We start from the raw sequence: 13,609 nt of genomic DNA, 5'->3' as shown, positions 1-13,609 counted from the left end.
GCCCCTAATCTTAAAGGTGCAAAGACGCAAGACGGAGGATTTCGTTTTGCGTTGTCGTTTTAGTGTCAACAATTCCGGCAACGAGACCATTACTCATCACCAGAATACGATCGGTAATACCCAATAGTTCCGGCATTTCAGAGGAAATAATAATAATCCCCTTATCCTTTTTCGCGAGTTCAGCAATCAACTGATAAATTTCAAATTTCGCGCCAACATCGATACCACGTGTAGGTTCATCCAGCATCAGAATTTCTGGCTGCGTTAATAACCAGCGGCCGATAACCACCTTTTGCTGATTACCACCGGACAGTGAACCGATTTGTGTACGATGGCCTGGCGTTTTCACCCTCATCGAGTCAATTACCCACTGGGTATCACTCTTCATACGGGAATTATCCAGCAGACCGACTTTATTTTTATAGTTTTGGATATTGGAGATTAACGAGTTAAAACCAATATCCAGATAGGCATAAATACCGGTTGAGCGACGCTCTTCGGTGACCAGCGCAAAACCATGATTGATGGCCTCATTTGCGCTGTGGTTATTAATTTTTTTGCCGTGTAGCGTAATCGTACCCGATGATTTCTCACGAATACCAAACAGCGTTTCAACAATATCAGTACGTTTAGCGCCGACCAGACCAGCAATCCCGAGAATTTCCCCTTTGTGCAAATCAAACGAGACATCACGAATTGACGGCTGACGCAGCGAGGTCAGGTTACGCACTTGCAGAATCACTTCACCGGGTTTGTTTTCTTTATCCGGAAAACGTTGGTTCAGTGAACGTCCTACCATCATGGCGATAATCTTATCCATATCCAGCCCTTCCAGCGGCTGGGTCGCAATCCACTGGCCATCGCGCAGCACGGTAATTTCATCACACAGTTGAAAGATTTCTTCCATTTTGTGAGAAATATACACAATACCGCATCCACGCTCTTTCAGCTTACGGATGATGGTAAACAGATGATTAACTTCTTTCTCGGTTAATGATGACGTTGGTTCATCCATGATGACGATTTTGGCGTCATAGGAGAACGCTTTCGCAATTTCAATCATCTGCATTTGTGAAACGGATAATGTGCCGACGCGCGCGCGTGGATCGATATCAATATCCAGCTCATCAAATATCGCTTTGGTATCGCGGTACATTTTTTCCTGATCGACAAACATACCTTTGGTGGGATAGCGTCCCAACCACATGTTGTCCATCACTGAACGTTGTAATACCAGGTTTAATTCCTGGTGTACCATCGAAATACCATTCTCAAGCGCTTCTTTAGCAGAATGAAAATCGATTTCTTTACCCTGAAATAGAATACTGCCGGAATCTTTTTGATAGATCCCAAAAAGACATTTTAATAATGTGGATTTCCCCGCGCCATTCTCCCCCATTAAGGCATGAATCGAATGTGGGCGGACTTTTAAATTAACATTATCAAGAGCCTTAACGCCGGGGAAGGACTTGTTGATGCCGGTCATTTCCAACAAGTATTCGCCTGACGACTGAGTATGTGTGCTGACCATAATTATACCTTGTTGGCCTTGCAGAGTGCGTTATTAAGGGCGCAATGAAATTGCGCCCACAGACGGAGTATTTACTTATTGGTAAACTCGGCCAGATTATCTTTATCGACACCTACGTACGGAACGCGAACAATCTTGTTCTCAATTTTCCAGTTGGTGCCATCTGCCGCACCTTTGCCATCAGCCAGGTTTTTCGCCAGATCAAAAGTGGCTTTCGCCTGGTTATTCGCATCGTTCAGCACGGTACCAGCCATAGCGCCAGATTTCACCAGCGCCAGTGCTTCAGGCAGGGCATCCACGCCAAATACCGGTACGCTGGTTTTATTGTGTGCCTTCAGCGCTTCAACTGCGCCCATTGCCATCGCATCGTTGTTGGCGATAACGACTTCGATTTTGTTCGCGTTCGGACCGGACATCCACGCATCCATCTTATCTTTCGCCTGGGCGGTATCCCACATTGCAGTATCTAACTGCAGTTGCTCAGTTTTAATGCCTTTGTCGTTCAGCTCTTTGATCACGTAGGTCGTACGTGCTTCGGCATCCGGGTGTCCCGGTTCGCCTTTCAGCAGAACAAACTGAATTTTGCCGTCTTTGTTCAGATCCCAGTTCGGGTTAGCGGCCCAGTGCTTGGCAATCAAATCACCCTGAATAATCCCGGACTCTTTAGAGTCAGTGCCGACATAATAGGCTTTGTCATAGCTGTCCAGCGCTTTACGGGAAGGCTCTTTGTTGAAGAACACAATCGGTACGTTCTGCCCGCGTGCTTTTTCAATGACCGTGCCTGCTGCTGCCGGGTCAACCAGGTTAATCGCCAGTGCTTTAACGCCTTTTGCCAGCAGCACATCAATCTGATCATTCTGTTTGGACTGATCGTTTTGCGAGTCATTCATCAGCAGCTGTACATCCGGCGCCGCTTTGGCATCTTTTTCAATAGCCTTACGTACTACTGACATAAAGTTATCGTCATATTTATAGATAGTCACACCAATGCGGGTATCAGCAGCGTGCGCAGCCGCGCCGAATAACATGCTTGCCATTACAGCAGACAGGGTCAACACCTTCTTATTCATGGTATCTCCGGTTTTATTATGCAGGGTAGTGCTTGAGATAAATGCTCGGCAGGCAGAACGTTACTGAAGTGTTACTGAACGCCGAAGCTCACTTTTAAAAATATTTCTTCCGTGTCTGGCAACGCTCCAAAAACAGGCTTTAATTTTTGTTTAAGACGCCTATACCTCGATGAAAGTGATTATTCACCGTTACATAGTAGTTACAGCGCAGCAAACAGTGTCATCATAGCTATCGCATTGTTAAGATACTGTGAATTTACTCACATATTGAAAGCGGTTACATAGCCCGACATTATCAGTTAGTGATCGGTGCCGCATTCTGCCGCAAAGCCACAGAATGGCGCCGTACCAGCGTCGGCATAAAGCAATGTGTTGCGTCAGGATCCAGCGTTCCCGCCGCGCCTTGTAGCGCAAGCTCAGTGGCCATTTTTGCCATAGAAGCAATAGGATAGCGCACCGTTGTCAGTTGTGGGTCGGTGTAACGTGCGATAGGAATATCGTCGAAACCAATGATAGACAGATGTAATGGAATGGCGATGCCGTTGTCTTTTAGCGCCGTTAGCGCGCCAGCGGCCATATTGTCGTTGTACGCGAAGACTGCCGTAAGTTGCAGGTTACGTCCCAGCAGTTCCACCATTGCGGACTCTCCGCCCTGCATATCCGGGGAACCGGTACCTATCCAACTGTCGGCCGGGGTAACTCCCTGTTCTTTCATGGCACTTAGCCACCCCTCTTTACGCATGGCATCGTCCTCGATGCGGTGGCTTGACGCCAGATAACCGATACGTTGATGCCCATTATTCAGCAACATGCGGGTCGCCATTTTAGCCCCGCTGATGTTATCCAGACAGACGCAACGGTGGGCGTAACCCGGGACCAGGCGGTTGATCAGCACCATACCGGGGATCTGATCCATAAACTCGGCCAGCTCGCGATCGCTCAACGCTTTCGAGTGAACAATCAGTGCGTTACAACGCTGACGAATCAGCACCTCAATGGCATGACGCTCTTTTTCAGCTTCGTGGTAGCTGTTGCCAATCAGGACGTACTTCTGATGCTGCTGGGCAACCAGGTCCACGGCTTTGACCAGCGCGCCAAAAAATGCATCTGAAACATCCATCACCACAACGCCAATCGTCTCGCTCACCTGCGTCGCCAGCGCTTGCGCGTTGGCATTCGGTCGATAGCCCAACAGAGTGACTGCCTTCATTACCGCTTCACGCGTATCGGGACTCACCAGCGCGCTGTTGTTCAGTACGCGGGAAACAGTCGCGACAGAAACGCCAGACTGTCGTGCCACATCACGGATGGTTACCATATTCACTACCCTGTTTAAGATGCGGTTACCCGCAGACACCCCAGGCTGTGTATTTTGTCAGCACAACGACACGGACTGCGTGAGTGATGTCACAGGAATGAAAGCGCTTACATCCATTTTGTTAATGAATGTGATCCAGATCGTTATCTGGATGTTCGCGGTAATGATGTCCCTGACGCACGCAGGGTTAATTGACGCCATAGCCATTCTACCGGGCCTTGCCGGTAAAAATGCAACCAAATGACGGAGAAAAGCAGGTTTACAGCCCAGACCGGAATGACGAAATACAGCAACTCCAGCCGGTCGAATTTCATAAATAAGCCTGCCTGGTAAAACAGCGTGGTGCAAATTAAGGTTTGTAACAAATAGTTGGTTAGCGCCATGCGCCCCACGCAGGCGATGGCAATGACCCATTTTAAACGGCTAAGCTGCGGCCAGAAACCGAACATCAGCGCAGCGTAACCAATGGTCTGCAACGGCGCGCCCAGCTCTCGCGGAGCTTGTAACAGGAAAGCACACCAGCGGTAGACCCAGTCCAGATGCCACTGAGCGATGATAGCAGGCAGGTTAATCGCCATCCCAATAATGACCAATAACGCGCCGGTACGTCGATAGTGTTGCAAACTGTACTGCCCTTTCAGCCAACCGCTGCGCATTAATGCTGCGCCGAGCAGCATCATCCCTGCCAGCTGCCAGCCGTACTGCGCACCCAACGCCAGCAAGCTATTGGACATCATATCCACGCGATTGCTGACCGCTTCCATTCCGCCGTTCACCTTCCAGTATTTTTCATACAGCAACGCAGAAGCATCTGGTGTCCAGGCGCGACTGGTCTCACTTCCGGAGATAAATCCCAGCAGCAGCAGTACGCCAACTCCCACCAGATAGAGCAACACGCCGGTATTAAACAGACTTTTGACCGAAGGGGCATCGCGAACCAGCCGCCAGCAAATCAGCCCAATCAGGCCATACGCCAGCAGGATATCGCCATCCCAGAACAGTAAACCGTGAATAAACCCCAGCAGAACCAGCAAAGTGAGTCGTGACTGGATCCAACGTTTGCCTCTCGGTAGCAGCATCTGCAGACCCGCGCCAAATAGCAGCGCAAACAGCGTGAGGAATTTTACCTGCGCAAAGAGATCGAGCAGCGCCCAGGTCCAGGCGTCGGATAAGGTGATGTTGCCATACCACGCGGGATTGAGGTATGCCGCCTTTGGCAGGCCAAAGGCGCTAATATTGAGAAGCAGGATGCCGAGGATGGCGACGCCACGAATAAAATCCAGCGTGACATTACGCTCCATGACCCCTGCCCTGATCAGTTGTGGTGACGCACGGCGCGCAGGAATTCCTGACGCGTATTCTGGCTGGACTTAAACAATCCGCCAAGCGAGGTAGTGGTGGTGGCGCTGGTCGCATCACGGATACCACGCGCTTTCACGCAGTAATGCACCGCATCAATCGACACTGCCACATTGTTCGTCCCGAGCAGCGTTTGCAGCGCGGTAAGAATTTGCTGGGTCAGCCGTTCCTGGACCTGCGGGCGCTGAGCGAAGAACTGTACAATGCGGTTAATCTTCGACAGACCGATGACCGAATCTTTCGGAATGTACGCCACCGTCGCCTTGCCATCGATAGTGACAAAGTGGTGCTCGCAGGTGCTGGTCAGCGTGATATCGCGAACCGTGACCATCTCATCAACCTTCATCTTATTTTCAATGACGGTGATTTTCGGGAAGTTGGCGTAATCCAGGCCGGAGAAAATCTCATCGACATACATTTTAGCGATGCGATGTGGCGTTTCCATCAGACTGTCATCGCTCAAATCAAGATTGAGCAATTGCATAATCTCGGTCATATGACCGGAGATCAGACGTTTGCGCGTTTCGTTATCCATCTCTTGCACGGGCGGGCGTAGTGGTGTTTCAAGACCACGCGCGACCAGCGCTTCATGAACCAGGGCCGCTTCTTTACTGAGTGATGACATTTCTTTTTCTCCTGCAGGTGGGGCGCCTCTGCCCTGCGTGGGGCAAAGTTTTTAGGCTGTGTCACAGCCAGAACATTGTGCGTGAGGCGGCGCACATAATCCAGTATTCACCGCGATAATTATTGAAATTGGTGCAGCCTTTTAGCACACAGATTTCATACGTCGTTCAACCGAGTGAATTCGAGTGTTAATGTAAAGTTATATAGATGATGAAGTATGTTTGCTCAATGCGGAAGTGAAAGTTACTCACAGTGCAATGAATAATCTGTATTATGGTGAGTTCGCAAACACATACAGGTTCAACACAACAAGGAGCCACGCATGGAAATGCTTGAAGAGCACCGCTGTTTTGAAGGCTGGCAGCAACGCTGGCGTCATGACTCCACCACGCTAAATTGCACCATGACCTTCAGTATTTTTCTTCCACCCCCCCGGGATAACACCCCGCCTCCGGTGCTGTACTGGCTGTCGGGTTTGACCTGCAATGATGAAAACTTCACCACTAAAGCCGGAGCACAACGCATCGCGGCTGAACTGGGCATCGTTTTGGTGATGCCTGATACCAGCCCGCGTGGGGAACAGGTCGCTAATGATGAAGGCTACGATTTAGGCCAGGGTGCCGGATTTTATCTCAATGCCACGCAACAACCGTGGGCAACGCATTTTCACATGTATGACTATCTGCGTGACGAACTGCCGGCACTCATTCAGTCACAGTTTAACGTCAGCGATCGCTGCGCCATCAGCGGACACTCTATGGGGGGGCATGGTGCACTGATCATGGCACTGAAAAACCCAGGCAAATACACCAGCGTTTCTGCCTTCGCCCCCATCGTCAATCCCTGTCGCGTACCGTGGGGTGAGAAAGCCTTTAGCGCCTACCTGGGTGAGGATAAATCACGATGGGCGGAATGGGACAGCTGTGCGCTGATGCTGGCCAGCAAACCCGAAGATGCGATCCCAACGCTGATTGATCAGGGGGATAGCGATCAGTTTCTCGCCGATCAGCTGCAGCCTGCAGTGCTGGCGGAAACAGCCCGTCAAACCGCATGGCCAATGACGTTACGCATTCAGCCTGGTTACGATCACAGCTATTACTTTATTGCGTCGTTTATTGAGGATCACCTGCGCTTCCATGCCCAGTATTTGCTGAAGTGATCACCAGTAAAGCGTCTTTTCTATTGCCGCGCTGTAACTCACCTCTTCGGATTGCGGCGCGGCCGCTTTACGATTTAAATCGGCCGCCTGTTGGCGGACCTGTAATCGTCCCGAATTGTCACCTCCCTCGTAGCCTTCGTTAAAATTGCGCATCTCAGACTCAAACAGAATCGCATCCAGATGGTGCAGTTTACTCAGTGCCCGCAACAGGGAAATAAGTGTATCCAGATTCAGGCCGCCGCCTTTTTCGATGCGTTTAATGGTCGCAATCCCCACCTGTGCACGGTCGGCAAGCTGCTGCTGCGTGAGCGCCAGAGAAATTCGCGTTTCCCTGATGCGAGCGCATAATGACAAGATGATTTCATCATTATTCATGGTGTGATATTTCATGCCGCCCTCCCGGTTTTTTGGGCTGAATTTTCCCCAGGCAGCCGTGATACGTTTCACGGTACTTCGCACTCATGTCTTTACCCGTTTCATACATCGCTGCAATCACCTCATCGAGCGAAACACATGGTTCACTGATGCGACTCATCGCCATCGTTGCGGCGTTAATCGCTTTTACTGACGAAATCGCATTTCGTTCGACACAAGGAATTTGCACCTGACCGCCAACCGGATCGCAGGTCAGTCCGAGATGGTGCTCCATGGCAATTTCTGCGGCACTTAACACCTGGCCGACGGAAGCGCCCATCAGCTCTGCTAATCCGGCTGCAGCCATCGAACTTGCCACGCCGATCTCTCCCTGACACCCGACCTCAGAACCTAAAATGGATGCGTTTTGCTTGAACAGTAGCGCGATGGCACCCGCGGTGAGGAAAAAGCGGATAACCGACGCGTTATCCAGTTTGCAGACAAACTTATCGTACCAACTGAGAACCGCTGGAATGATACCGCTTGCTCCATTGGTCGGCGCGGTCACCACCCGTCCCCCGGCGGCGTTTTCCTCGCTGACGGCAATCGCAAACGCATTCACCCAGTTGATGTTGGTGAGAAAATCGTTAGCAGAGGGTCTGGTTGCCAGTGATTTATGCAAAGAGCAGGCCCGGCGCGGTACTTGATACGCGCCAGGCAGCAGCCCTTCAGTATGCAGACCACGTTGGACTGCCTGCTGCATCACCGCCCAAATCCGCGCAAAATAATCATGCAAAGCCGCCTGTGAATGCATCTGTAACTCATTTTTCATCATTAATGCCGCAACGGATAATCCATTGCGCTGGCACAGTTCCTGCAACTGAGTCGCATTTTGAAAAGCAAAAGGAAATACGTTTACTCGCGCTGACTTCGCGAGCGCAGGCTCACCCGGTTTACAAACCTGTCCGGAGCCAGTTGAAAACCATGTTTCTTCATACAACGTAAAATAATCATCCCTGGCGCGAAACGTCATCGCATAGGGATGGCCGGAATGTGGTTGTTGATTCGACTTAATAGCGACCGTCACGGCAACTGAAGGTGAAAGCGCCAAAGTGCCGTCCTGTTCAGCTCGTTTAATGGCTTCCATCTGCTGGCGTAAATCAACTTCATCCGGCTGATTGCCTAGCAACCCCAGATAAAGTGCAATATCAACGTTATGGCACTTGCGGCTTAATGAGAGCGCGCCATACAACTCGACCTCAATTTTTCGCGTCAGTGGCAAGATCTCCTGCTGCTTTAATTGTGAAATGAAGTTAAACGCGGCACGCATTGGCCCTACGGTTCTTGAACTGGAAGGTCCAATGACGACTTTAAAAATATCAACACAACTTTCCATTTTTATACCCATCCCTGTCAGTCACAACAGAATATACCGCCAGTGGCAACAGACCGTGACTTGTATATCAAAAACGATACCTTTCAGACTATGTTTATTTGTTGGTATAAAAAACAATACTATTTTATCTTTTTTTTAACCTTCACATCTGTGATAAAGCTGGATTCAATCGTCACTCTTCATTAATACAATAACCTCAGTTTACAGGAGTGACATTATGGCAATTATTTATTTCATCAGTTCAAAAGAGCCTGAAAAACTTCAGGCGTGGCTGTACGATACGGTTCTAAACACTAATCAATTTCAGTACACACTGGAAAACTTATATACCACCACTATTAATAAACCGTATCTGAAATTATCTCTACCCGATAAGATATTCACGGATGACATATATAGGAAACTGAGGACGACATCACTCATTCAGCAATTTGATTTCTTCCTAAAACCGCAAATCACTCCAACGAACGGTATCATTGCCTTTGACATGGATTCGACCTTTATTGAGGAAGAAGGTGTCGATGAGATCGCTCGGGCGCTGGGCATCACTGAACAGATCAGGGAACTGACACAGCAGGCGATGGAAGGAAAACTGGATTTCAATAGCAGCTTTACCCGTCGTATCGGTATGTTAAAAGGGACGCATATCGATGTAATTAATGGCGTATGCGATCGGATGACTGCCTCGCCAGGTATCACCACCATTTTGCCATTACTCAAACAGAAAGGGTTTAAAACAGCCATCATTTCTGGCGGATTAGATATTTTCACTCAACGATTACAGCAAAAATATCAGCTGGACTATGTATTTTCGAATACCGTAGAAGTCAGAAATAACGTGCTGACGGATAATATTTCCATGCCGATCATGAACGCAGAAAATAAACAAAAAACGCTAGCTACATTTGCCGACACGCTGCAGATCCCTCAGCAGAACATTATTGCCTGCGGTGATGGCGCTAACGATATCCCCATGCTTATGTATGCAGGCACGGGTATTGCCTGGAAAGCAAAACCAGCGGTCAGAGATTTAATCGCTAATCAGATTAATTTTCATGGATTCGAGTCGCTTCTGTTCTATATCGAAAATGAATTATAACCTCACGAGCACTGCCTGAAGGGAAACTCATATGAGCTTGAAATCATTTATTTTCAGCCAGGCTGACAAGCCGGTTGTAAAAGAAAAAAAAGAGATTGATCATACTTACAAAAAATTCCGTATAGAGATTATTACCTCCGTCTTTATCTCTTACGCCGTCTTTTATTTAACACGTAAAAACTTCTCAGCAGCCATGCCAGCCATGTTGTCAGATACCGCTCTGACCGCAGAAGATTTTGCCATCATGTCTTCACTGTTTTACATCCTGTATGGCTCAATGAAGTTTGTTGGCGGCATGCTGGTTGACAAAATCAATCCGAAAGCCATGACCGGCCCGGTGCTTATTGGCGTTGGGATCGTTAATATTCTGTTTGGTTTTTCCGACAGCGTTGCCGCGTTTTATGTGTTGTACAGCCTGAATGCTATCCTCCAGGGCACCAGTTTTCCGCCAATGGCAAAGATCATGGCATCCTGGTTTTCCAAGAATGAACGCGGACGTTGGTGGGCGGTCGTTGAAGCGGCGCATAATATTGGCGGCAGTCTCGCCCCACTGCTGACAAGTTTCGCGATTGTCTGGAGCGGTAGCTGGAAAATGGGTTTTTATGTACCGGGCGCGATCTCCTTGCTGATGGGAATCATTGCGCTCTGTACGATTAAAGACCGTCCCGGGACCTTAGGTTTACCTAACGTTGGCGAATGGCGTAAGGATCCAACAGAGCTTGCCCAAGTGAAAGCCAGCCCGGTAAATCTCTCCTTTTGGCAGATTTTCGTTAAATATATCCTGATTAACCCGCTAGTGTGGATTATTATCGTTGGTGATATGTCCGTTTATATTGCCCGTACGATCCTCAACGACTGGCCGCAAATTTACTATTCTCAGATGCATGGCTGGAGTCTGATTAAAGCCAATTCCATTATCTCGTGGTTTGAAGCCGGTGGCCTCGCCGGTGGGTTACTGGCGGGTTACTTATCTGACTTTATGTTTAAAAGTAACCGCTGGATGACAGGTTTAATATTCGCATTAATGCTGTGTGTGTGTATTACCTTAATCCCACTGGTTCAGGATACCTCATATACCATTACGGCCATTCTCTTCACCATTATGGGTTTCGCCCTGTACGGCCCGCATATGCTTTTTGCCGTAGGTTGTCTGGATGTCACTCACAAAGATGCGGCGGGATCGATAACCGGTTTCCGGGGATTATTCAGCTATGTCGGCGCCGCGTTAGCGGGTGTACCGGTGATCTTAGTGAAGAACAACTGGGAGTGGTCTGGTGTCTATTTGTATGCCGTGCTCGCAATCCTGTTAACCACCCTTTCACTGGCCTTGCTGGCTAAATTCCATCGGCTCTAAGCCAGTTATGACATGGTAGCGGTGGTTTCGCCGCTGCCATGAAGATGTGGTAAGTCCCGCCCTCTTCATTTCTCCATCATTCCTTCACTTTTTCTCCTTTTTTATTTCATCGCTATCTCATTGACCCGAAAAGCTTTTCCTTGGGAATTATATCAAACACAAATGATTTCTATTATCATTTGTGTTTACAAATATTCATACTTTTGTACAATCCCCCCGCTTCTTTACTGAAAAGAGTCCTTAAAAGACAAATACATACAATTGTCATGGCCTTTCACATGACACGCAGTTAGATTCATTTAAATGGAATGATACAAATGACTATACCTCACGTTAAGGCTGTAGCCGCCGCAGTATGCGTCGCGAGTCTCCCATCACTCGTCTATGCCGCCGACCAGGATACCGTGGTCGTCACCGCCACCGGGTTTGAGCAAAAAATTCAGGATGCCCCCGCCTCCATTTCGGTTATTACCAAGCAGCAGATCGAAGATAAAGCGTATCGCGATGTGACCGATGCACTGAAAGACGTCCCTGGCGTCGTCGTCACCGGCGGGGGGAGCAGCAGCGATATCAGTATTCGCGGTATGGCTTCGCAATACACGCTCTTCCTGGTCAACGGTAAACGCATCAGCACCCGCGGCACACGCCCGAACAGCGACAACGCGGGTATTGAGCAAGGCTGGCTGCCGCCGCTGGAATCGATCGAGCGTATCGAGGTGATCCGCGGCCCGATGTCGTCTCTGTACGGCTCTGACGCTATGGGCGGCGTGATTAACGTGATCACCAAAAAAGTCTCGAATACTAAAGCCTGGACCGGCTCCCTGCATGGTGATGCCACCCTCCAGGAAGATCGGGACTCCGGTGACCTTTACCAGACCAATGCATACGCGTCCGGCCCCCTGATCGACGGGCTACTCGGCGCAAAAGTGACCGGGCTGTTCTCCCATCGCGGAGAAGATAAGATAGTCAATGGTTACAATGAACAACGCCTGCGCAACGGCGGACTCACCCTCAACTTCACCCCGGATGATAAAAATGACATCGACTTCGATGTCGCGCATGAACTACAGGATCGCAACAGCACTCCGGGCGAATCGATGGCGGCAGAAAACTGCCGTAACGGTGTTTGTAAGCCAAACAGCAAAAGCTACAACCGTTATGAACACACGACGTATTCATTAACCCACAGCGGTTATTACGACGATTTCAACAGCACCAGCTATGTTCAGCAGGAAGAGACCAAAAACCCTGGTCGTCAGATGAAATCCTACAATACGATCTTCAATAACCAGAACCAGGTCTTCCTCGGGGCGCACACCCTGACAGTTGGCGGGCAATACCGTTATGAAAAACTGCGCGATAACGGCAACCAACTGCAAGCAGCTGACGGTCTGAACAAGCTGACTCGCTGGAGTTGGGCATTGTTTGCCGAAGATGAATGGGCGGTTACCGATACTTTCACGCTGACCGGTGGTCTGCGTATGGATAAAGATGAAAACTACGGTGACAACTGGACGCCGCGCGGCTATGGCGTATGGCACCTGAGCGATCAGTGGACCTTAAAAGGGGGTGTTTCTGCGGGCTATCGTGCACCGGATCTGCGCCAGTCTTCTGCCAGTTGGGGACAGGTCACCGGTGGCGGTCGTCTGAACGGAATCATTGTCGGCAACCCGGATCTGAAACCAGAAAAAAGCCTGAGCGAAGAGATCGGTTTACTGTGGGATAACGGCAACGACCTCAATGCGGGTGTCACGCTGTTCAATACTGACTTCAAAAACAAAATCACCGAAGTTCGTCGCTGTAACAGCAGCGCCGATCCAGCTTGTACTATTGGTAACACTCATTACGACTTTGTCAGCGATCGGGTTAACGTTGATAAAGCCAATATGCGCGGCGTCGAATCCACCTTCGGTTGGAAGATGACCTCCGACATCAACTGGACAGCGAACTATACCTACACTGAATCTGAGCAGAAAAGCGGCCAGTTCTCGGGTCAGCCGTTAAACAAAATGCCGAAGCATATGTTCAACACCACGCTGGACTGGCAGGCGACCCAGGATCTCGGTTTCTGGAGCCGCCTGAATCTGCGTGGCAAAACATCAGAATACCTGAGCCGTACTTCCATGGCGCAAGGCACGCCGTCCTATACGCAGGTCGATATCGGTATGCGTTACTATGCGACCAAAGATGTACTGCTTACTGCTGGCGTGTATAACGTGCTGGATAAACAGATTGATTACGATACCTATGACACCGTGCTTGATGGTCGTCGCTACACTGTTGGCCTGACTTACAACTTCTAAGTCTGACGCAATAAAAAACCCCGGCACTCATCATGCCGGGGT

General features: G+C 49.4%; 11 protein-coding genes. 4 read left to right on the top strand and 7 right to left on the bottom strand.

What is annotated here, in order from left to right:
• Positions 1 to 10: 10 nt before the first annotated feature.
• From mglA to folE, 5 genes are all read right to left on the bottom strand, one after another.
• Complete coding sequence (gene mglA / locus I6L54_RS09845) at positions 11 to 1,531, bottom strand: galactose/methyl galactoside ABC transporter ATP-binding protein MglA (protein WP_005129207.1); 1,521 nt, start codon at positions 1,529 to 1,531, stop codon at positions 11 to 13.
• A gap of 71 nt (positions 1,532 to 1,602) precedes the next feature.
• Positions 1,603 to 2,601 (bottom strand): galactose/glucose ABC transporter substrate-binding protein MglB, encoded by a 999-nt coding sequence (mglB, locus tag I6L54_RS09840; RefSeq protein ID WP_003027399.1) that lies wholly within the window; start codon positions 2,599 to 2,601, stop codon positions 1,603 to 1,605.
• A 295-nt stretch (positions 2,602 to 2,896) separates the two neighbouring features.
• On the bottom strand, positions 2,897 to 3,919 hold the full coding sequence (galS, locus tag I6L54_RS09835; protein WP_005129208.1) for an HTH-type transcriptional regulator GalS: 1,023 nt from the start codon (positions 3,917 to 3,919) through the stop codon (positions 2,897 to 2,899).
• 143 nt (positions 3,920 to 4,062) lie between these two features.
• Complete coding sequence (gene yeiB / locus I6L54_RS09830; RefSeq protein ID WP_040230619.1) at positions 4,063 to 5,220, bottom strand: DUF418 domain-containing protein YeiB; 1,158 nt, start codon at positions 5,218 to 5,220, stop codon at positions 4,063 to 4,065.
• 14 nt (positions 5,221 to 5,234) lie between these two features.
• On the bottom strand, positions 5,235 to 5,903 hold the full coding sequence (folE, locus tag I6L54_RS09825) for a GTP cyclohydrolase I FolE (protein WP_003027410.1): 669 nt from the start codon (positions 5,901 to 5,903) through the stop codon (positions 5,235 to 5,237).
• Positions 5,904 to 6,224: 321 nt separating this feature from the next.
• Between folE and fghA the strand changes: the two genes are divergently transcribed.
• Positions 6,225 to 7,061 carry an S-formylglutathione hydrolase gene (gene fghA, locus I6L54_RS09820; protein WP_040230618.1) on the top strand — a complete coding sequence of 279 codons (837 nt, stop codon included), beginning with the start codon at positions 6,225 to 6,227 and terminating at the stop codon, positions 7,059 to 7,061.
• Here the strand turns inward: fghA and I6L54_RS09815 are convergent, their stop codons facing one another.
• Both I6L54_RS09815 and I6L54_RS09810 read right to left on the bottom strand, forming a co-directional pair.
• Complete coding sequence (locus I6L54_RS09815) at positions 7,062 to 7,451, bottom strand: helix-turn-helix domain-containing protein (RefSeq protein ID WP_040230617.1); 390 nt, start codon at positions 7,449 to 7,451, stop codon at positions 7,062 to 7,064. It lies immediately after the preceding gene.
• A complete protein-coding gene (locus I6L54_RS09810) occupies positions 7,429 to 8,811 on the bottom strand; it encodes an L-serine ammonia-lyase (protein ID WP_072041422.1) in 1,383 nt (460 codons plus the stop codon). The genes I6L54_RS09815 and I6L54_RS09810 overlap by 23 nt, the downstream gene beginning before the upstream one ends.
• Before the next feature lie 217 nt (positions 8,812 to 9,028).
• Between I6L54_RS09810 and serB the strand changes: the two genes are divergently transcribed.
• The 3 genes from serB to I6L54_RS09795 all read left to right on the top strand — a co-directional run bounded on the left by serB (position 9,029) and on the right by I6L54_RS09795 (position 13,567).
• Complete coding sequence (gene serB, locus I6L54_RS09805) at positions 9,029 to 9,910, top strand: phosphoserine phosphatase SerB (protein ID WP_040230616.1); 882 nt, start codon at positions 9,029 to 9,031, stop codon at positions 9,908 to 9,910.
• 31 nt (positions 9,911 to 9,941) lie between these two features.
• On the top strand, positions 9,942 to 11,264 hold the full coding sequence (locus I6L54_RS09800; RefSeq protein WP_040230615.1) for an MFS transporter: 1,323 nt from the start codon (positions 9,942 to 9,944) through the stop codon (positions 11,262 to 11,264).
• Positions 11,265 to 11,581: 317 nt separating this feature from the next.
• Positions 11,582 to 13,567, top strand: a complete 1,986-nt coding sequence (locus I6L54_RS09795) for a ligand-gated channel protein (RefSeq protein WP_040230614.1) — start codon at positions 11,582 to 11,584, stop codon at positions 13,565 to 13,567.
• Positions 13,568 to 13,609 lie beyond the last annotated feature (42 nt).

Origin of the sequence: Citrobacter pasteurii (assembly GCF_019047765.1) — a bacterium.
Taxonomy (GTDB): domain Bacteria; phylum Pseudomonadota; class Gammaproteobacteria; order Enterobacterales; family Enterobacteriaceae; genus Citrobacter; species Citrobacter pasteurii.
This window is presented reverse-complemented; position numbering and strand designations above follow the sequence as displayed.